We start from the raw sequence: 19,771 nt of genomic DNA on the forward strand, positions 1-19,771 counted from the left end.
AAATATTTATCTTGAGTAAAACAGGCATCTTAAAGATGTCTGTTTTATTAGGATATAAAAAATGAATATAAAATATGAAAAAACATAGTCTATGCTGTCTGATGCTTGTAGGAAGTTTTTTTATTCATGCACAAGACCTGACTCTCCGTTACGACCAACCCGCCAAAGTTTGGGAAGAAGCTTTGCCTTTGGGTAATTCCCGTCTTGGAGCCATGGTCTACGGAATTCCTCAGCGAGAGGAAATACAACTCAATGAAGAAACCATTTGGGGTGGAAGTCCTTACCGTAATGACAATCCGAAAGCTCTGGAGGCTTTGCCCGAAGTTCGAAAACTGATATTCGAAGATAAGAATGGGGAAGCAGATAGACTGATTAACCGGACGTTCTTCACCAAAACACATGGTATGCCTTTTCAAACAGCAGGAAGTGTGATCCTGAATTTCTCAGGGCATGATGATTATAAGGATTATTATAGGGAACTTGATCTCAATCGAGCCGTAACCACCACTCGCTACACTGTGGACGGGGTAGTGTATACCCGCGAAACCTTCTCGTCCTTTGCCGATGATGTTATCATTATGCAAATCACTGCCGGTAAGAAAGGGGCATTGAGTTTTGAAACTGGTTATGTGAACCATTCGGAGCACAAAATCTTTAAGAAAGAGAATGTACTTGTACTTGAAGGTAAAGGTTCCGATCACGAAAGCATATCCGGAGCTATCTGCTACCAAACGCATACATTGGTGAAAAACAAAGATGGAAAGGTAGAGGTAACAGACAGTAAGATTTCCGTAACAGGGGCAACTTCCGTTACCATTTATATTTCTATTGCTACTAATTTCGTGGATTATAAAACAATAGGGGCCAATCAGAAAACGAAAGCAGCCGCATTGCTTGCCACGGCAAGCCAGAAAGGATATGCATCTGCGATAAAAAAGCATACACAGTTATATAGGGAACAATTCGAACGCTTTAAACTGAATCTGGGAGGCTTGCCCGGAACATCCGATTTAACCACAACCCAGCGAATCCTTAATTTTCAGAAAGATCAGGATCCGGCTTTAGTTACATTACTATCTCAATTTGGTCGTTATTTGCTGATCTGCTCATCTCAACCGGGTGGCCAACCGGCCAACTTGCAAGGTATTTGGTGTAATAGCATGCATCCGGCATGGGATAGCAAATATACCATCAATATCAATACCGAAATGAACTATTGGCCGGCTGAAGTAACCAATTTGTCGGAAACACACGAACCTTTATTTCAAATGTTGAAGGAATTAAATGTTAGCGGACGAGAAACGGCTAAAGCGATGTATGGCGCAGAAGGTTGGGTAGCACATCACAATACCGATTTGTGGCGGGTAACCAGTCCAATAGATTTTGCCGCAGCCGGAATGTGGCCCACCGGAGGGGCATGGTTGAGTCAGCACCTTTGGGAACGCTATCTATTTACCGGTAATAAAGAATTTCTAGCAAACGCTTATCCGATATTGAAAGGAGCCAGCGATTTCTTCATGACTTCGTTGGTTGAACATCCCAAGTACGGTTGGATGGTGGTATCTCCTTCGGTATCTCCCGAACATGGGCCTATATCAGCCGGTTGTACAATGGATAATCAATTGGTGTTCGACATCCTTACCCGTACGGCTGAGGCTACTCGGATACTTGACGGAGACTCTGGTTACAGGGAACGTTTACTTGCAATGGCTGCAAAATTGCCTCCCATGCAAATAGGTAAGTATTCTCAACTTCAGGAATGGCTGGAAGATAGAGATGACCCGAAAAGTGATCATCGTCACGTATCCCATCTGTATGGACTTTACCCTGGGAATCAGATCAGTCCGTACACGAATCCTGAGCTGTTTGAGGCTGCTCGCAATTCTTTAGTTTACAGAGGTGATATGGCCACGGGTTGGTCTATTGGTTGGAAGGTTAATCTATGGGCGCGACTGTTGGATGGTGACCATGCTTATAAGATTATCAATAATATGCTGACATTGGCTGGAAAGGATTATCCTGACGGAAGAACCTATCCCAATATGTTTACAGCTCATCCGCCTTTCCAGATTGATGGTAACTTTGGGCTGACTGCTGGTGTTGCTGAAATGTTGCTTCAAAGTCACAACGGAGCTGTACAACTTTTACCGGCACTTCCGCAAATCTGGAAGAATGGTTCTGTATCTGGAATTATAGCACGCGGAGGTTTCGAAATCAGCCTGAGCTGGCAAGATGGAAAGGTATCCGAAGTGAAGATTTTATCCAAAATCGGGGGCAATCTCCGCCTTCGTTCTTATACGCCATTGAAAGGAAAAAACCTCAGAGAAGCCAAAGGAGATAATCCAAACCTGCTTTTGGCATCTGCTTCTATTGCTAAACCTATAATTTCAGATAAAGCATCCTTGAAAGGAGTTTCCTTGGATACTGTATATGAATATGATATACTTACCCTGCCAGGCAAAACTTATATATTTAAGTATATGAATTAAATAAAACTTGAAATATACAATAATTACAGTATTTGAGTAATGAACTTTTATAGCTATCTAAATAATAAAATATACTTTTAGAAGTGTTTATTATTATCTTTTAGATAGTTAATGTTATATGTATTTATATCTAATAATAGTAAAATAGTATTCATTTGTGGATAATTGAGGACGTATTTTGTTCTGATTATTTTGTATTTTTATCAAATACAATACTCGGTTATATATTACTAAAAATAATAAAGAATGTATTATGAATGATTTCATTCGGAACTTAAACAAAGACACAGCACAAAAGATTCGCGATATTGAAACAATGGAAAAAGATATGCTTAAAAGAGCCTTTCTATCAGCTCTTGTTTTGGTAGATGCTAATCTAAAGTTGAAAAATTTCACAATAAGCTATCAGTTTAAAGATGAAAATGAAGAAATATTCTTTTTCAAATACCTAAAACCTCAATTAGTATCTCAGCTAATATATCATTGTCAGGTTTATAATATCGAAATGAATTATCCAATAAGTGGTGTACATAATCAGCGTGAATATCTCAATCGTGAACTTGAGAATTTGCAGGACTACATTGATCGCAGACCTGAATTTTATAGTTATTATCGCTTAGGAGCCACTCATAATGATGTCTCTTATTTTACACGTGATAAACTGATAATGGGACGTCAATATCTTGAACCAAAAATGAGTGAACGGGAGCCTAGATATTCAACCAATGGAGATTACAAACGAGCTAAATTATTAGCGAATGAGCAATTGGAAGTTTTATTAAAAACGCGTCTCAATGAATTAGAAAAACCTCATAATGAAGAACAGCAACTTTCATGGGCGACAAAGAAAACTTATTTAATAGAACTGCTTTATGCTCTTGATTCATTCCATGCTTTTGGAAAAATACCATTAAAGAGAATAGTGTATGTTATACAGAAATTATTAGGTATTGATTTGGGGAATATTTCCAGTGCTTTTGCAGAAATGAGGGAGAGGAATGAGCCTACACCATTCCTTGATGGTCTTAAGGACGCTTTATTAGAGCGAATGAAACGAATAAATACGAGAAAGAAAAAGAAATAATCTGAATTATTAGAACTATTCCTCTATGTTTTTTCCATATTTTTCATTCTAAAATAAACTTGATTTAATGAAAAATTTAATCAGTAAAATCCCTTCCAATAGCGCTTTTTAAGAGAATTATATAAAAAAATATTCATAACCTCCTTATCACCGATCTGTTTTGACTGAAATTTGTATATATCAATTCAATCAGAGGGGCATTCTTGAAATGTTCCTCTGATTCTAAAACCTGTATGATATAACAAATAAAGATTTACCGGAATGGATGAAGATCATCATTGAACGCTTTGATAAAATCGGTGAGAACCTTGAAACGATGAGTTGGGTAAAAGATGTCTTGGTGGTGATACATTGCTCAATAATCATGATATGTGTTAAGTCCTTGGGGTAACCAAAAGAACGCTTGTCAGGTATAGACAGAAGAAACTTGTTCCCTATTATACCTACGATGATGGTTAAACGTACTACAAGGCATCCGAGGTTACAATATATAGGTGTTATGTTACCATGACGAACATTCTTATATCAATGCCAACCTATAATCGTTTATATTTGACCAATAACAAACCATTTCCATAAGCGTTGTTCTCTGTCAGTTTCCATTGGGATCTCATTGGAATATCATCAAATAAAGGAATGCCTTCACCTACTATTACAGGCACATAACATATATGCATTTCATCTATCAATCCTGATTTGAGTAGCATGGTGGCAATTTCTGCACCACCTGCAAGGAATATGTTTTTACCTGATTGTTGTCTTAAATTGTTGACAGTCTCAATTATATTCTCCGTAATGAACCTGATGTTTTCTTTATCCCCCCAATTATTATGTGAAATCACATAAGTCATTTGTTCGCTATATGGCCAGACCATATCTGTATTCACCATTTCCCGATACGTTCTTCCACCCATAATAATGGTATCTATGCCGGCTATAAATTCATTGTAACCGTAGTTGTTTTCTTCCGTAATGGGATACTGTGATAAAAAGTCTACGCTGCCATCTTTTTCAGCGATACGCCCGTCTATAGATGAGGCGATGTAAAGGATGATTTTTTTCATGTTTATTTTTTCTTGTGTGGTTATGTTAGCTATTTATATAGTTAAAGTCATATTTACGCAGAAGCGTGGTACTCCAACCATCCCGACATAGAGGCACTGGCATGCCTGGTAAACGAAAACAGAAGAAGTCCACGCTATACTTTGTATAGCATGAACATTTACTGCCGCCTCGTTTACCTTGTTTTATGTTGAAAAGTGCCAGTTTTCTATGTAGGGTTTCAGCGAACGTCATGATACTATTTAAACGGCACCAGCCGTTGTTTCATACTTAGTACAAATATAGCTAATCCTTTTGATTTCATCTGCTTTGCTCTCCTATTTCTTTCTCTTACTTCCTGTTTGTAGAGAAACATTATTCAGAATTTTAAAAGTTATTCCTATATATATTTCCATATTTTTATTCTTAGGATAAACTTGGTTTTGAGAAAAAGATTATTCGAAATCCCCTTATAGCAGAGCCTCTCAAGGTGGTCGTAGAAAAAAACACCCACAGTCTCCTTATCACTTATTCGTTTTTGTCTGAAATTTGCATATATCAATTCAAGCAGGGGGATATTCTTGAGGTATCTCTCTGATTTTAAAACCTGTGTGATATGACAAATAAAGATTTACCTGAATGGATGAAGATCATCATCGAACGTTTTGATAAGATTGATAAAACCCTCGAAAGAATGAATCGGGTAAAAAAATGTTTTGACGGTGATATCTTATTGGATAATCATGATATGTGTCAACTTCTTGGGGTTACTAAAAGAACTGTAGCTAGGTATCGCCAAAAGAAGTTATTGCCATATTATACATATGACAATGGCCGAGTGTATTACAAAGCATCCGAAGTGGAGCAATTCATGATAAAGAAAGGGAAATTGTGAGTTATGTTGAAATTAAAGAAGATACGCTAAACATATCGGGATAATTAGCCTACTTTAAACTCGATAGCAAGATTTATTATAGAGAAGCAGACCTTCGGGAATGAGAAACAAAAGAATCAATAAATGATGGAAAATTCATTCAATTCAAAGGAACAAAAGATTAGGAGTTTGACTATTTCCTTTCAACAAATCATTGACGAATTTGATAAATTCGATGCGTCGTTTAGAAATCCATTACTAAATGAAAAATTCCTAAGTGATGCTGAACTGGCTAAACTATTGCACATAGACCGAAGGACACTTAAACGATATCGCCAAGCCGGCAAAATACCGTATTACCGATTGAACGTAAAAATCATCTATAAGGAATCTGAAATCTATAAACTATTAGAAGAGAATTTTCATCCGGCTTATACATTAGAATGATTGCGAAAATAAATTTAGGATTTGGAGTGAAACGGTACAAGATACCGTTTTTTTCGTACTCCCGTGATACGGAAACAGGTATAAGACAGATGTTCGTAAGCGAGACGTAAAGTTTTTACATTCTTATAAATTAATTATCAGTTAGATATGGCGGTGCAGTCGATTCCTGGTGGCACTTATATATTCTTTTAGGTTACCTAAAAGGGCATCAGCAAAAGCCAATTCAAGTCAGTTCGATTTCTGTCTCTGCAACTCCTCATGAGAATCATTTCTTTACTGTTAGAGTGAGCAAATTAGAGCAAATCTTTCAATCCATAATTTTTCGTAGGTATAAATACAAAGTATATAAAGCTAGATAATGTATTATGTATTTATTTAAAGAGTGGATAACAACTTATGTCTATGATACCCTTAAAACCTTAATCCCATGGTGTAGACTGTGGGACTTTTATTTAGGATACTTTTCCTACACAATGTAAAGATGCTCATAACGATCAAGCAAGTTCAAGCCTCCGGTTCTCATCCAAATATTCTTTGAATATTTGGGGAGAAAACTTGCATGACCTATTCGCATCTTATTTTTTGTGCTTGGAAAAGTACCCAATTTGGGAATGATTGCAAATTTATTATATTTGATGAGGTTTTACCAATAAAATAGAAATATGGCACAGAAAAGTAACCCTAACAGGATAAGAGGTAGTTGTGTTCATTTGGTGTTCAGGTACAAAAAAAGAGTCACCTATGAAAGTAACTCTTTTTCTTTGAAAATGTGGGCCATCTTGGGCTTGAACCAAGGACCTCCAGATTATGAGTCTGTTGCTCTAACCAACTGAGCTAAAAGCCCTTACGAAAAATTAGCAGTTTTTGAATTACTAATTTATATGTTTCGTTTCACATTTTTTTGTTTCACAATTTTCGAAGTATCAACTTCAAACGAGCGCAGGATTATGAGTCTGTTGCTCTAACCAACTGAGCTAAAAGCCCGTATTAGCAATTGAGATTGCGGATACAAAATTAACCCTTTCTGTGGAAATATGCAAGAAATGGGTGAAATTTGTTGTTAAAACTTGTAGCGGCGTTTAGGATTTTTAGGGAACCATCCTTTCTTTACCCGTTCCTCCTGTTCAAATACTTCCTTGATGGTCCAGAAAGAAGAGAATGCAAATACTCCACAAAGAGAGGAGATCAGAATGTTTTCCACGTAAAGCGAAACGCCCACACCTATAACGCCAAGCACAAGAAATATCCACCAGCATCTTATACCCCAATAATATTCGGCCTTAACCACTACGGGGTGGAAAAGGCCTATAATGAGGAAAGTACAAATACCGATAAATAATCCTGAGAGGTGGTATTCGTTTAGAAATTCCATAGTCTGGTTATTTGTCCAGACGGATAGGAATCTCTTTTTTGATGCTTTGCTCCAGTGAGATTAATGTTTCTGTAGCTGTAACACCTGGAATCTCCTGCATTTTGTTGTTCAACAACTCCATCAGGTGCTCATTGTCGCTTGCATACACTTTGGTAAGCATTGTGTACGGACCTGTAGTGAAGTGACATTCAACGATTTCAGGGATCTTCTCCAATTGTGCTACTACGTCTTTGTACATTGAACCCTTTTCAAGGGTAATACCAACGTAAGTACATGTTCTGTATCCTAGAGATTTAGGATTAACGTGATACCCTGAACCCACGATGACACCCAGGTCAATGAGTCTTTGCACGCGCTGGTGAATAGCAGCACGCGAAACGCCACACTCAGCTGCAACGTCTTTAAAGGGTATACGGGCATTCTGTGAAATGATGTCCAGAATCTGCCTGTCAAGGTTGTCTATTTTTTCCATAAATTCAACGATTATATGCTTATGTTATCAAATTGTAAGCAAATATAGGACTTTATTTTATTTTTCCTATACAAAAGTAGGAAAATTGCATGAAAAGATAAAAAAACGTCGGGGGATTGCTGCTTACGCAGCGATCCCCCGACGTGGAAGAATATAGCGTTTTGCTATTTATTTAGCTTTTTCAATTTCAACCAATTCAACTTCGAAGATCAAAGTAGAGAAAGGTTTGATCTGGCCTTGGTCTCTTGAGCCGTAACCCAAATCCTGAGGAATATAAAGTTCCCATTTAGAACCAACAGGCATCATAGTCAATGCTTCTGTCCATCCTTTGATTACTTGGTCGGCACGGAAAGTAGTAGGCTCGTTACGCTTGTATGAGCTGTCGAATTCGGTACCATCAATCAAAGTACCTTTATAGTGTACCTTTACTCTTGAACTTGCAGTAGGAACTTCACCCTTACCTTCTTTGATTATTTTATATTGCAATCCGCTTTCAGTTGTTTGTACGCCTTCTTTTGACTTGTTTTCAGCAAGGAATTTCTCGCCTGCTTCTTTGTTATCAGCGTATTGTTCAATGACAGCTTTTTCTTTGATTTTATCCACAGCACTTTGGCTATAAGTTTGTGCAAACGGCATAGTCATTTTGGTAGTGTCATTGGTAACACCTGCTACGAAACCTGCGATCATGTCGTTTTTGCTCAGGGTTTTAGTCGTGTCGGTACCAAATATTTGTTGGTTAAGACCTTCTACCCAGTTTTTGCTAACCATCTGACCAATTTGCATACCTGTAAGGTAAGCGATGTCTTTTTTGCTTGTTTTCTGCGAACCTTCATTGAAACCTCTCATGAAGTCGGCCATATGAGTTGTGTCCACACCTTGTTGGAGCAGGAACATTTGCAGACCTTCTGTGCGAGCCATACCGGTTGCATAAGAAAGTGAGTCAATGTCAGTTTTTAACGTTGCTTTTGGGCTTTGAGCCGTACATGATACCAAGCTAGCTGCAACGGCAGCTACCATCAGAATACTTACTTTTCTCATTTTGCTTTTTATTAATTATTATAATACTTCTATTAGTTCTACATCGAATATTAATGTGCTGTGAGGTGGAATCATCTCACCAGCTCCCTGAGCTCCGTAGCCTAACTCGGATGGAATGTATAATCTCCACTTTGAACCTTCGGTCATTAATTGAAGAGCCTCTACCCATCCCTGGATTACCTGATTTACACCAAAAACAGCAGGCTGACCACGTTTGATAGAGCTATCGAAAAGAGTTCCATCAATCAGCGTGCCTTCGTAGTGGCATCTCACCTGATCGGTTGCTTTAGGTTGTTTACCATTTCCTTCAGCAATCACTTCATATTGTAGTCCACTTGGCAATGTTTTAATTCCGTCTTTCTTTGCATTTTCTTCAAGGAATTTTTTTCCTTGTTCCACATTGGCAGCATTCATTTTTGCTTCCAGTTCTGCAAAATATGTATTTACAATCTCACGGGCTTCCTGATGGGAGATGGCAGTTGGGTTACCTTCAAGTACATCGCTGATAGCCTGGGCGAAATCTTTTACTGAGATGCCTTGTGCACCCATACTGAGTAAGTTTTGGCCAATACCGAGGCCGATAGCATAACTGAATTTATCCATTATTCTCTTTTGATTTTTAGTTGTTTATGCAGGGCTGAACATTTCGTTTTCAGCTATTTGTGCATAACAAAAGGCAAAAGTACATCAATTATTTGAATCATCCCCTTTTTAATTAATTAATTTTTCTTATTTTGGCATGCGGCAAGGGCGGCAAGGTGCCGCTGTCAGGTTGCTGTGCAGATGGCGATAAATTGAAATGGACTTATGAAGAAATTAGTTGTTTTATCGGGTGCGGGTATGAGTGCCGAAAGTGGAATCAGTACGTTTCGTGATGCTGGTGGGTTGTGGGATAAATATCCTGTAGAGCAGGTTGCTACTCCCGAAGGATATCAACGTAACCCGGAACTGGTGTTACGTTTTTATAATGAACGGCGTAAACAGTTAACTTCTGTCGAGCCTAACCAAGGGCATAGGCTGTTGGCTAGGTTGGAGAAAGATTATGATGTGACGATCATCACGCAAAATGTAGATAATTTGCATGAGCGGGGTGGTAGTAGTCATATCATTCATTTGCATGGTGAATTAACCAAAGTAACTTCCAGTTACGCACCGAATGATTCCCGTTATATCAAGGAATTGAAACCGGAAGAATATGAAGTAAAGATCGGTGACCTGGCCGGAGACGGATCTCAGTTGCGTCCGTATATTGTGTGGTTTGGTGAAGCGGTACCAATGATAGAAACAGCTGCAAGTTATGTGAGTCAGGCAGATATATTAGTGATCATCGGTACTTCTATGAATGTGTATCCGGCAGCAGGGTTGTTAAATTATGCTCCTGTTGGGACACAAGTTTACTTGATCGACCCGAATGAAGTAAATGTTCAATCTTCCCGTAAGATTGAGGTTATCCGGAAGGGGGCATCGGAAGGGGTTGCTGAGTTATTGACCCGGCTTCGTCAGTAACCGGAGTACGAACCAAAGATGGTAGCATATAGTGCTGGCCCAGCCATAGTGTTTAGCCATGATGCGGAACCTTTCTTTGAGCGATGCTTTACGGTTTGCCGTTGTCATTCCTTCCTCAAGGTAATCAATGATCGTTAGTTGGGTGTTATGGAGTGTTTTGGATTTCTTCATGATACGAATGCACCAGTCAAAGTCCGATGAGTAGCGGTATCGCAGGTCATAAGGTTCTGCCAGCGAGCGTTTTGCAAAGAAAGCCTGATGGCAGACCAGCATCCCTTGTTTAAAACTCTTCCAGGTCAAAGTTTCCGGAGCAGAAAGGCGACGCATGCGCAGAAAGTGGCGTTGCTCATCGACTAACGCAGTTTCACCATATAAAACATCAGGCAACCCGGTTGAGTGGATGGATTGTACCATTCGCATCAGCGTATCATCTTCGCGAAGGCTATCGCCTGCATTAAGAAAGCAAAGGTAGTCGCCTGTGGCCAACGCTAAACCCTTGTTCATGGCATCATAAATACCTTTGTCCGGCTCGCTTACCAGGATGTGGATGTATGGACGATACTTTTCTATAATTGCCGGTGTTGTATCTTTGGAAGCTCCATCAATGATGATATATTCAATGTGGTGATAGGTTTGTGCAATCACACTTTGTATAGTATCTTCCAACACCTTTTCGGCATTGTAAGTAACAGTGATAATACTGAACTTGGGGTTGAGGCGATTATGCATGCGTACCTGTTACTTTATTATAAATGTCGATATATTTTTTAGCGATAATTCGTTCGGAATAGCTACTGACTACTTTACGTACGGCTTGTTCGGAGAGTATGGCATATTCCGAATCAATGAGTGTCCAGTGCAGACCATTGGCAAAGTCTTCTGCCGATTTATATTGGGCTACATATCCGTTATGCAGGTGATCAATCATCTCGGGTATACCTCCTACGTTAAAGCCTACACAAGGCACACCACATGCCATAGCCTCCATGATGGTATTCGGAAGATTTTCCTCAAGTGATGGGGTAGCGTATAGGTTCACCGCATTATAGATATTTACGATATCATGCTCGTTGCTTACATAATCCAGGGCATATACCCGGAAGGGAATCTGGTTTTCCAAATAAGCAGATTTATGTCCGAAAGCAACAATACCCAATGTCTCTTTTAGTTCCGGGCATCTCGCAGCCAGCAGGTTACAAGCCTCGATGAAATAATGGATGCCTTTGCGCTCATCTTTAATTTTCACGGAGCCGAACAGGATTAGTGGCATTTCTTTCGGTAAGTTCAGTTTTCTCCGTGCTTCTTCTTTACTTCTAGGTTTGAATAGGTTAGTATTGATTGGATTAGGTATGCTGGTAACGGTTTGTCCGGTAAGTAATGCGCTCTTTTTAGCCAATCCTTCCAGCCAACGACTACAAGCAACAAAAGTCATAGGGGCTGTTTGGTATAGCTTCTTTTTTTTGCGGAAAGTCCGGTACGACAGGTCTTTTGTGCCACTCTTATAAAGGAATGGACATTCGTGGCATTCGTTTTGGTATTTAGTACATTCGCGGGCGTGGTGGCAGATACCAGTACAGGGCCACATATCATGCATTGTCCATACAACAGGTTTGCCTGATTGCAGTATCTTTCGTATATCTTTCAGAGACAACATTCCCTGGTTTATCCAATGCAGATGAATAATATCTGCCTGTTGGAATTCGGGTAGGGAAGTGATGTTGGTTCCGGTGTTAGCTATATCTACGGCAAACAGGTTGTTTCTTTTGAACCAGTTGGCCATCCATATTATTGCACGCTCCCATACAAAATTCACAATGTTCCGCCAGCTACGTTCCAATTGAACCACACTGATTTGTTCGGTCTGCTTGTCACGAACCAGTAATTTTGCTTTGATTCCATTGTTCTTTAGAGATTCCATCAGACGGCTGGCTGCAATGGCTGCGCCTCCAATGCGCTCGGAAGTATTGATAAGCAGTACTCTCATAACAGGGATATTTTCTGCAAAAGTACAAAATAAAGTCGTTACTTATTCCGGCTAAAAACCTTTTTATAGATGTAGCGTACGATTTTTCCCAGCCAGTTATATCTCATCCCGTGATCCTTAAGCGCTATAGCATACATGGATTCAATTGCGGGGTTCTCTTCAATGGGGATATCTTTTAGAATTATTCGTTCTGTTCGATATGGGCGGTCATATTCGAACCAACCGAAGATACGAAGCGTATTAAAGTGTGTTCCCTTTCCTAATCCGATATTTCTTATAAGGGTATGGGTGGGAGTAAGGCATAGACCCTTGTTTTTATGTATTGCTATTTCCCAACAGATATCCCAGGGGATAGGGTTTCTATCCAATGATTTCAGGCATGGGAATGCTCCTCCATATTCAATTTTATTGATATCTTCTTTACTCATTCCTGCCAAAGCCTCTTCGCGTGTGGTATAGTGGGTAAACAATTGCCAGCTATCTTTCCATGTAGCCCAGGCGCCTGCGCCCGACATGTGGGGGGTGAAGTAAGTATCTCCGTATTCAGGAATGTCAAGGTTGGTAAACCCGGCAATATGCATTACTTTCTTCTCGTCTTTATATTTCTCCAGTGCCTCATTCATGTAAGTCAGGAATACGGACGAGGTGCAGATGTCGTCCTCCAATACGATGACGGTTTCATGTCGTGAAAGTACATGGTTCAGTCCTTCAATAATATTGCGTTCCAGATAAATATTCTCCGGTCTTTCTATGACGATCACCTCTTTGAACCCGGAAATGGTATGAAGAAAGCGTCTTACTTCGTTTACTTCTTTCCATGACTCTTCATTCTTTCCTCCGTCACTGAATATATATAAAGCCGTTTCGGAGGCCAGCTCGTTCTTTTGGAGGAATTCGATGGTTGTTCTTGCGTTGTCTACCCGGTTGTATACGAACATCGCAATGGGTGATAATGCTTTCTTGTTCATTCTGTTACTCCTTCCTCTGTCATTCCTTTAATCAGTTCCGGATTCATATAAGCGGCATGTGTTTTCCGCTTTTCTACCGGAGGTAGCGTCATGTAGTCGCCAAATACTTCGGTAAGATATAGATCAGGATCATTCGGTCCATAAAACTCCCTGCCTTCAAACGTGATGGACTTTACAGGGTAAATACCTTTGTTCAGGTGTATAATGCCATAACCGTTGGTATGTGTGATGCAGGAAGAATACTTGCCTTTTCCACCGATGGTACGTAAAATACTCCACAGTCCTCTGCAAATAGGGTATTTGACAGAGAAGTAAAAGAATTCTGCAAAGGCACGGAAAGTATAATAATGCTGACTGTGCAGGATATGATAGGCCACCGATAAACTCCGCGTAACCTTCTTCGTTAGGGATTGAAATTTTGTAGGAAAACCAATGAAAGGCGTAATGTCTATATATAAACCTTTCTGGTAAGGTGCACTGAAATCATCTCTGAATTCTACGTAGAAAGAGTTCAGGTTGCGTACTTTGGGTAAAACACTAATGATGGACGGGTCGGTCTTTTCTGTTTGAAGGAAAAGATGTGCTGGGAATTCTTTAGGGGCGATTTCTGCAAACCTTTTATAATCATCCACAGGCATGGCAATATCCATGTCATCATCCCAGGGGATGAACCCTTTATGCCTTACAGCACCTAATAATGTGCCTCCATCCAGCCAATAGGTAATATTGTGCTTCCGGCAGATCCGGTCTACTTCGGTCAGAATATCCAATTGCACCAACTGGCATTTCCGGAGTAGACTTTTGTTATATTCGGTGAGTATTTTATTTTCCATCTTTATGATCTGATTAAAAAGCCGGCATCTCTGAGGAGATGTAACGGTGTAAAAAGTGCTTTTATCCGGTTTCTTATGGATATTTTCTTAAAGAAAGCAGAAACATGGCGCCCGCAAACAAAGCAGGCTTTTAGTATTTGTATGGTATTGCCCTGCATGTAAACAATCACCTTCTGTGCCGCAACGGTTTTGAAGGGTAATGCATAGATTACGTTGAAATATCGTTGAGGTATATTCCGTTTTCGTTGTTGGAAGAGTGCGGCGAATGATATTAGTATACCATGAAAGGCACTGTAAGTTTTTGATTTATTCTTCCGGGTGGCAGCTTCCGGGTGCCTTCTCCAATAAACCAGCCCTTCGTTAATATAAGATATGGGACCGAGTGTAATGCAAACCAAAGCTGTGATATAGGCATATGCCAGATTGGGTTCCTGTTGATAGAGCCGTTTGATGATTGGCAGGGCTTTACGGGTAAACAAACATTCGTGCCCCGGTATAAAAGGCTTTAATATGAGGCGGAGTTCGGAAACAACGGGTTCTTCTTTATGCCTCTCAGAAAGAATAGTATGTGGCGACTCTTCGAAAAGGAGCGAGTTGTGGAATACCATACTATGCCCCTCGTTCAACTTTTCAATTTGTTTTTCTATCTTTTGGGTATGCCAGATGTCATCCTGGTCGGAAATGGCAATAGCATCTCCTTTGGCTTTGAGTATGGCCGACAGGAAGTTTTGGTTATATCCTAACTGGCGTTCGTTGGTAAATAGTTTAATGAAGGCATATCGCTCTGCGTATTCCCTGATGATCTCTATGGTCCCATCAACCGACCCGTCATCTTGTACGATAAGCTCATAGATAGGGTAGGTCTGCCCGATAATGGAGTCGAGTTGTTCGCGCAGAAACTGTTCTCCGTTGTAGGTACACATCACTATGGAAACTCGTGGGTGGGTCATGTTGTTAGGATAATAAATGCGAATTTAAGTATTTCTGCATAATTTCACCACGTTCGGTAATAGGAAGTGCTGCAACTTTCTGTAAATCTTCGGGTTCGCAATCTGCCGGGAGGGCATTTGGATATAGTTTCTTTAGTAAGAATAGGCTGGGACCTGTGGTGATGCTGCCTATAAAATAGTCTGATGCCAGTAGTACTTTCATCGAGGCCAGGAAGCGAGTCATCTTATTTCTTTTCTGTATGTAGCCAGTTTGGGTGAATGCGCTGTTTACATATCCTTTCTCCTCCGGAGTGCATAGTGTTAGCCAATGGGTGTTGGGAGATAATTGCTGTAAGCGTGCAAATATGGCATAATCATCGGTCAGTACAAATACGGGTTTGTTTTTGGCCTGATTTGATAGGATATGAATATAATGTTCCGGAGGTAGAAGTTCGGTTTCTGTTACTTTGTCTCCTCCCCGTACCTGGCAACCGATATAGTGGGGCGGTAGTTGCAGACCGGAAATGAGTTTATTGCATTCGTCGGTGGTTTCTTTATTGAAGCGGAAGGTGATATCTACCATGATGCCGAAAGCGTGGATATAGTCGCCATCTATTCCTAATTCCGGAATCCGGAAGTGTTGGTTGTGATTGAAGTGAACGCTATGGTTGAGCAATACCCGTTTTTTATACGTTTGCAGGGCAAGTATAGATGCCCGGAAGTTGATAAGTATGGTTTTTAATTTCCATTTTATCAGTCGAATGCTTTTTTGTTTTAAGCTTGAAGAAAGGATCTTATTCCATTTGGGAACAGTATGGATGTTGTGCTTCCGGTGAAATTCCTCCGTAACCTCTTCGCAGAAGGGTATGAAGTAATCCGTCCAGCCTTTATCGTATCCAAAGTTGGCATCGGCAGAGTAGATTTTGAACTGTATCTTATGTTGCAGGCAATACAGCATGGCATTGACCATGTAGGTATATTCGGCAAAGAAGCCAGAGTCTACCCCCAGATGGAAGATGAGTGTTTTCCGAAAAGAACTGTTCAGCTTTTTATATTCTTCTATTATGTCTTTCATGCCTTCTTTCTTTTCGTGAGGTATTGTATGCTTTCCTTGAATGTAACGGATCGGCTGGCCCACATCAGGAAGATATAAAGCGAAGCTGCAATACTTATTTTAGCTGCAAAACGAATGTAGATGTTTGCTATTGGCTCTGTGATGTAATGTGTGGCAATCATTACTCCGGCGGCGATGAGGGCATAAGGAAGAATGTCTGATAAGGCTTCGAATAGATTGAGCCTGATTTCTCTTTGGACAAAGAAGTGCCATACGAACAGCCAGCAGATATTGGCTACGACATAGACAATGAGCATGGTGTATAGCCCGTAGGGGTAGGCAGCTATGGTGCATGCAAGCAGGATGAGCCCCAGTGATATAACTGTCCACATGAATATATGCGATTTTCCTTTGCTTATGATCAGTTGTTGGTAGAGGTGGATGATAGGGACAAAAGCTCCCCAGATACACAGTATCTGAATCATGCCTGCACTGGGCAACCACTTGTCGGTTATGGCAATGACTATCAATTCTTCGGCAATAAGTCCAAGTCCCAGCATGGCGGGGAAGGAGGTGAATGCTGCAAAACGCAGCATCTTACGGAATACTCTTTTCTGTCGTTCAATATCATCGGCAACGCTGGCAAAGACGGGTTGGGCAACTCCGTTTATCATACCTTGAATGGCTTGTTGCCCCATTCCATTCCATTTATAGGCTTGATTGTAGAAACCTACATCTCTGACGGAGTAGAATTTGCCTAGTATAATGGTTAGCAGGTTGTGATTGATGTGGTTGAAGATGTTGGTGATCAGAAGTTTATAACTGAACCTGATCATGTCTTTCAGTGGGGTGAAGTCGAACCGGAAGGATGGCCTCCAGGGCGAGAAATACCAAAAGCAGAGGGTTAGTGTACCGATGTAGACCAGGTTTTGCGTTGCGATGCCCCAGTACGAGAATCCGAGGTAGGCTAACGTGACTCCTGTAATGCCCGAAAGGGTCAGTGCAATGATTGAGGAGATGGCACGCTGTTTAACCATCAGGTTGCGGAACAGGTAGGCGCTATGGGCAATGCCAAGGCTGGATATGAAGAAGCCGAGGAAGGAATAGCGGGCCAGTGCGGTGAGGTCGGAAAGGTCGGACTGGTCGTTCTGCTCATAAAAAAGGGTGATGAGTGGTGCTGCCAGAAAGAGCAGAAGGTACAGAAGCAGGCTAAGCCCGGCGTTGAACCAGAAAACGGCGTTGTAGTCTTTGTGATCTACTTGTTTCCTGTTGACGATGGCGGCTGTGAATCCGCTTTCTTGCAAGGTGCTGGCGATGAGTGAAAAGATAGTAAGCAAGCCCACCATCCCGTAATCTTCTTCATTCAGGATGCGTGCCAGAAAGATTCCGAAGAACAGGGTTAGTAGTTGCTGAACGCCATTGCTCAGTCCTCCCCAAAATAATCCTTTGGCTGTTTTATCTTTTAACGTTTCACCCACCTTGTCATTTACCGTTTACCATTTACAATTTACCATTTGTTATTTATCATTTACCATTTCCAGTCACCCTTCGCCACTGTATTGATTCAATAACAAATTGTAAATTGTAAATGGTAAATAGTAAATTACTTCACTTCACTACCCGGCTTCACGGTTTTCTCGGGCATAATCACTGCCAGACTGCCGTCGTTGTTTTCGGCGCTGAGAATCATTCCTTCGGAAACAATGCCTTTCAACTTGCGTGGTGCAAGGTTGGCGATGAAGCAAACTTGTTTGCCTACCAGTTCTTCGGGTTTGTAATATAGTGCAATGCCCGATACGATGGTGCGTGTTTCCAGTCCGTCGTCGATCTTGAATTGCAACAGTTTATCTGCTTTGGGTACTTTCTGGCATTCCAATACAGTACCTACACGGATATCGAGCTTGGTGAAGTCATCGAATTCGATATTCTCACGAACCGGCGCAGCCGGCGAGGCGCCGGAGCCGGATTCGCCTTCGGCGGCAGCCAGATTTGCTTTCTTTGTATCAAGCAACTTCTGCACTTGTGCTTCGATAACATCATCTTCGAGTTTCTCGAACAGTAATTCAGCTTTGTTCAGAACGTGGCCTGCAGAGAACAGGTCGGTTTGTCCCAGCTCTGCCCAGTCGAAGCTCTCCATATTCAGCATATCGCGCAGCTTTTGCGAGCTGAAGGGTAGGAAGGGTTCGAAAGCAATGGCCAGGTTGGCGACAAGTTGCAGGCTGATATTCAAGATAGTAGCTACGCGGTCCATGTCTGTCTTTGCCAGTTTCCAGGGCTCGGTATCTGCCAGGTATTTGTTACCGATGCGGGCCAGGTTCATGGCTTCCTTTTGTGCATCGCGGAACTTGAATACGTCTAGTAGCTTTTCTACTTCGGTCTTTACGTCGGCAAACTCTTTTAGGGTTTCCTTGTCGTAGTCGGTGAGTTCGCCTGCGGTGGGGACTTTACCCTCAAAATACTTATGGGTAAGTACGAGTGCGCGGTTGACGAAGTTTCCATATACGGCTACAAGCTCATTGTTATTGCGCGCCTGAAAATCCTTCCAGGTGAAATCATTGTCTTTCGTTTCCGGAGCGTTGGCCGTAAGCACGTAACGCAGTACGTCTTGCTTTCCGGGAAAATCTTCCAGATATTCGTGCAGCCATACGGCCCAGTTGCGCGAGGTCGAGATTTTATCTCCTTCGAGGTTCAGGAACTCATTGCCCGGTACGTTGTCGGGCAGGATGTAGCTTCCTTCGGCTTTGAGCATGGCGGGAAATACGATGCAGTGGAACACGATATTGTCTTTGCCGATGAAATGAACCAAACGGCTTTCGGGGTCTTTCCACCATTTTTCCCACGAGTCGGGGAATAATTCTTTGGTGTTCGAGATATAGCCGATAGGCGCATCGAACCACACGTAAAGCACTTTGCCCTCGGCACCTTCTACGGGAACGGGGATTCCCCAGTCGAGGTCGCGGCTAACGGCGCGGGGTTGCAATCCCATATCCAACCAGCTTTTGCACTGTCCGTATACGTTGGGACGCCACTCTTTATGATCTTCCAGAATCCACTTGCGCAACCATGCTTCGTGCTGATCGAGAGGGAGATACCAGTGTTTGGTTTCTTTCATCACGGGTGCACTCCCGCTGATTGTGCTTTTGGGGGCGATCAGGTCGGTGGGCGATAGCGATGTTCCGCACTTCTCGCATTGGTCGCCATAAGCGCCTTCCGAGTGGCAGTGGGGACATTCGCCGGTTATGTAGCGGTCGGCAAGGAACTGATGCACTTCCTCGTCGTAATACTGTTCGGAGCTTTGTTCAATGAATCCACCTTTGTCATATATGGTACGGAAAATCTGCGAAGCCAGTTCCCGGTGCGTTTGCGAAGTGGTACGCGAATAGATGTCGAACGAAATACCGAACTTCTCGAACGAATCCTTGATCAGCGTATGGAAACGGTCTACCACATCCTGCGGTGTAACTCCCTCTTTCTTTGCGCGGATGGTGATGGGCACCCCATGCTCGTCCGAGCCTCCGATAAAAACAACTTCTTCTTTCTTGAGGCGCAGATAGCGTGCATAAATATCTGCCGGTACGTATACTCCGGCAAGATGGCCAATATGGACCGGGCCGTTGGCATAAGGCAATGCCGAAGTGATGGTGGTTCTTTTAAATTTATTTCCCATATATGTATTGTTA

18 protein-coding genes, 1 tRNA gene and 1 pseudogene are annotated in these 19,771 nt (G+C 41.5%); 6 read left to right on the forward strand and 14 right to left on the reverse strand.

All coding sequences use genetic code 11. The features are described 5' to 3' along the window. Nucleotides 1-74 precede the first annotated feature (74 nt). From D0T87_RS06350 to D0T87_RS24535, 3 genes and pseudogenes are all read left to right on the forward strand, one after another. Complete coding sequence (locus tag D0T87_RS06350; protein WP_163173929.1) at nt 75-2,489, forward strand: glycoside hydrolase N-terminal domain-containing protein; 2,415 nt, start codon at nt 75-77, stop codon at nt 2,487-2,489. Between the two features lie 253 nt (nt 2,490-2,742). Continuing rightward, nucleotides 2,743-3,573 carry an RteC domain-containing protein gene (locus tag D0T87_RS06355; protein ID WP_163173931.1) on the forward strand — a complete coding sequence of 277 codons (831 nt, stop codon included), beginning with the start codon at nt 2,743-2,745 and terminating at the stop codon, nt 3,571-3,573. 265 nt (nt 3,574-3,838) lie between these two features. Then, a pseudogene (locus D0T87_RS24535) lies at nt 3,839-4,029 on the forward strand (DNA-binding protein); the annotation flags it as partial. 80 nt (nt 4,030-4,109) lie between these two features. Here the strand turns inward: D0T87_RS24535 and D0T87_RS06360 are convergent. After that, complete coding sequence (locus tag D0T87_RS06360; protein ID WP_163173933.1) at nt 4,110-4,637, reverse strand: dihydrofolate reductase family protein; 528 nt, start codon at nt 4,635-4,637, stop codon at nt 4,110-4,112. 593 nt (nt 4,638-5,230) lie between these two features. Here D0T87_RS06360 and D0T87_RS06365 point away from each other — a divergent pair. Together D0T87_RS06365 and D0T87_RS06370 are read left to right on the forward strand one after the other, a co-directional pair. Next, the gene (locus tag D0T87_RS06365; RefSeq protein ID WP_163173935.1) at nt 5,231-5,509 is read left to right on the forward strand and encodes a helix-turn-helix domain-containing protein; all 279 of its coding nucleotides are present in this window, start codon (nt 5,231-5,233) and stop codon (nt 5,507-5,509) included. A 168-nt stretch (nt 5,510-5,677) separates the two neighbouring features. After that, nucleotides 5,678-5,935 carry a helix-turn-helix domain-containing protein gene (locus D0T87_RS06370; RefSeq protein WP_163173937.1) on the forward strand — a complete coding sequence of 86 codons (258 nt, stop codon included), beginning with the start codon at nt 5,678-5,680 and terminating at the stop codon, nt 5,933-5,935. 770 nt (nt 5,936-6,705) lie between these two features. On the opposite strand, the gene D0T87_RS06375 is transcribed toward D0T87_RS06370, so the two are convergent. The 5 genes from D0T87_RS06375 to D0T87_RS06395 form a co-directional block, all read right to left on the reverse strand. Next, nucleotides 6,706-6,779: transfer RNA gene (locus tag D0T87_RS06375), tRNA-Ile, on the reverse strand. A 216-nt stretch (nt 6,780-6,995) separates the two neighbouring features. After that, entirely contained in the window at nt 6,996-7,307 is a 312-nt protein-coding gene (locus tag D0T87_RS06380) for a DUF4491 family protein (RefSeq protein WP_163173939.1), read from the reverse strand. A 7-nt stretch (nt 7,308-7,314) separates the two neighbouring features. Continuing rightward, on the reverse strand, nt 7,315-7,779 hold the full coding sequence (locus tag D0T87_RS06385; RefSeq protein WP_163173941.1) for an Lrp/AsnC family transcriptional regulator: 465 nt from the start codon (nt 7,777-7,779) through the stop codon (nt 7,315-7,317). A 168-nt stretch (nt 7,780-7,947) separates the two neighbouring features. After that, nucleotides 7,948-8,817 carry an FKBP-type peptidyl-prolyl cis-trans isomerase gene (locus D0T87_RS06390; RefSeq protein ID WP_163173943.1) on the reverse strand — a complete coding sequence of 290 codons (870 nt, stop codon included), beginning with the start codon at nt 8,815-8,817 and terminating at the stop codon, nt 7,948-7,950. A gap of 18 nt (nt 8,818-8,835) precedes the next feature. Then, entirely contained in the window at nt 8,836-9,420 is a 585-nt protein-coding gene (locus D0T87_RS06395; RefSeq protein WP_163173945.1) for an FKBP-type peptidyl-prolyl cis-trans isomerase, read from the reverse strand. Between the two features lie 204 nt (nt 9,421-9,624). Here D0T87_RS06395 and D0T87_RS06400 point away from each other — a divergent pair, with 204 nt between their 5' ends. Beyond that, a complete protein-coding gene (locus D0T87_RS06400) occupies nt 9,625-10,323 on the forward strand; it encodes an NAD-dependent deacylase (protein WP_163173947.1) in 699 nt (232 codons plus the stop codon). Here the strand turns inward: D0T87_RS06400 and D0T87_RS06405 are convergent. The 8 genes from D0T87_RS06405 to metG form a co-directional block, all read right to left on the reverse strand. Next, on the reverse strand, nt 10,300-11,052 hold the full coding sequence (locus D0T87_RS06405; RefSeq protein WP_163173949.1) for a glycosyltransferase family 2 protein: 753 nt from the start codon (nt 11,050-11,052) through the stop codon (nt 10,300-10,302). The two genes, D0T87_RS06400 and D0T87_RS06405, sit on opposite strands and share 24 nt — an antisense overlap. Further along, the gene (locus D0T87_RS06410; RefSeq protein WP_163173951.1) at nt 11,045-12,307 is read right to left on the reverse strand and encodes a glycosyltransferase family 4 protein; all 1,263 of its coding nucleotides are present in this window, start codon (nt 12,305-12,307) and stop codon (nt 11,045-11,047) included. Before D0T87_RS06410 ends, D0T87_RS06405 begins: the two co-directional genes overlap by 8 nt. Before the next feature lie 38 nt (nt 12,308-12,345). Continuing rightward, on the reverse strand, nt 12,346-13,275 hold the full coding sequence (locus tag D0T87_RS06415) for a glycosyltransferase (protein WP_163173953.1): 930 nt from the start codon (nt 13,273-13,275) through the stop codon (nt 12,346-12,348). Beyond that, nucleotides 13,272-14,108 (reverse strand): phosphorylcholine transferase LicD, encoded by an 837-nt coding sequence (locus tag D0T87_RS06420; RefSeq protein ID WP_163173955.1) that lies wholly within the window; start codon nt 14,106-14,108, stop codon nt 13,272-13,274. The genes D0T87_RS06415 and D0T87_RS06420 overlap by 4 nt, the downstream gene beginning before the upstream one ends. Before the next feature lie 2 nt (nt 14,109-14,110). Next, nucleotides 14,111-15,058, reverse strand: coding sequence for a glycosyltransferase (locus D0T87_RS06425; protein ID WP_163173957.1), 948 nt, complete (start codon nt 15,056-15,058; stop codon nt 14,111-14,113). A gap of 4 nt (nt 15,059-15,062) precedes the next feature. Continuing rightward, the gene (locus tag D0T87_RS06430; protein ID WP_163173959.1) at nt 15,063-16,112 is read right to left on the reverse strand and encodes a hypothetical protein; all 1,050 of its coding nucleotides are present in this window, start codon (nt 16,110-16,112) and stop codon (nt 15,063-15,065) included. Next, entirely contained in the window at nt 16,109-17,569 is a 1,461-nt protein-coding gene (locus D0T87_RS06435; RefSeq protein ID WP_163173961.1) for a lipopolysaccharide biosynthesis protein, read from the reverse strand. The genes D0T87_RS06430 and D0T87_RS06435 overlap by 4 nt, the downstream gene beginning before the upstream one ends. Before the next feature lie 125 nt (nt 17,570-17,694). Further along, the gene (gene metG, locus D0T87_RS06440) at nt 17,695-19,758 is read right to left on the reverse strand and encodes a methionine--tRNA ligase (protein WP_163173963.1); all 2,064 of its coding nucleotides are present in this window, start codon (nt 19,756-19,758) and stop codon (nt 17,695-17,697) included. Nucleotides 19,759-19,771: the final 13 nt, after the last annotated feature.

Origin of the sequence: Bacteroides sp. 51, assembly GCF_010500965.1 — a bacterium.
In the GTDB taxonomy this organism is placed as follows: domain Bacteria; phylum Bacteroidota; class Bacteroidia; order Bacteroidales; family Bacteroidaceae; genus Bacteroides.

What these genes read in the sequence shown, in the direction of transcription:
- D0T87_RS06405 (WP_163173949.1), bottom strand. Translation starts at nt 11,052, where the DNA reads ATGCATAATCGCCTCAACCCCAAGTTCAGTATTATCACTGTTACTTAC.
- D0T87_RS06395 (WP_163173945.1), bottom strand. Translation starts at nt 9,420, where the DNA reads ATGGATAAATTCAGTTATGCTATCGGCCTCGGTATTGGCCAAAACTTA.
- D0T87_RS06430 (WP_163173959.1), bottom strand. Translation starts at nt 16,112, where the DNA reads ATGAAAGACATAATAGAAGAATATAAAAAGCTGAACAGTTCTTTTCGG.
- D0T87_RS06420 (WP_163173955.1), bottom strand. Translation starts at nt 14,108, where the DNA reads ATGGAAAATAAAATACTCACCGAATATAACAAAAGTCTACTCCGGAAA.
- D0T87_RS06380 (WP_163173939.1), bottom strand. Translation starts at nt 7,307, where the DNA reads ATGGAATTTCTAAACGAATACCACCTCTCAGGATTATTTATCGGTATT.
- D0T87_RS06385 (WP_163173941.1), bottom strand. Translation starts at nt 7,779, where the DNA reads ATGGAAAAAATAGACAACCTTGACAGGCAGATTCTGGACATCATTTCA.
- D0T87_RS06390 (WP_163173943.1), bottom strand. Translation starts at nt 8,817, where the DNA reads ATGAGAAAAGTAAGTATTCTGATGGTAGCTGCCGTTGCAGCTAGCTTG.
- D0T87_RS06400 (WP_163173947.1), top strand. Translation starts at nt 9,625, where the DNA reads ATGAAGAAATTAGTTGTTTTATCGGGTGCGGGTATGAGTGCCGAAAGT.
- metG (WP_163173963.1), bottom strand. Translation starts at nt 19,758, where the DNA reads ATGGGAAATAAATTTAAAAGAACCACCATCACTTCGGCATTGCCTTAT.
- D0T87_RS06350 (WP_163173929.1), top strand. Translation starts at nt 75, where the DNA reads ATGAAAAAACATAGTCTATGCTGTCTGATGCTTGTAGGAAGTTTTTTT.
- D0T87_RS06355 (WP_163173931.1), top strand. Translation starts at nt 2,743, where the DNA reads ATGAATGATTTCATTCGGAACTTAAACAAAGACACAGCACAAAAGATT.
- D0T87_RS06415 (WP_163173953.1), bottom strand. Translation starts at nt 13,275, where the DNA reads ATGAACAAGAAAGCATTATCACCCATTGCGATGTTCGTATACAACCGG.
- D0T87_RS06425 (WP_163173957.1), bottom strand. Translation starts at nt 15,058, where the DNA reads ATGACCCACCCACGAGTTTCCATAGTGATGTGTACCTACAACGGAGAA.
- D0T87_RS06365 (WP_163173935.1), top strand. Translation starts at nt 5,231, where the DNA reads ATGACAAATAAAGATTTACCTGAATGGATGAAGATCATCATCGAACGT.
- D0T87_RS06410 (WP_163173951.1), bottom strand. Translation starts at nt 12,307, where the DNA reads ATGAGAGTACTGCTTATCAATACTTCCGAGCGCATTGGAGGCGCAGCC.
- D0T87_RS06360 (WP_163173933.1), bottom strand. Translation starts at nt 4,637, where the DNA reads ATGAAAAAAATCATCCTTTACATCGCCTCATCTATAGACGGGCGTATC.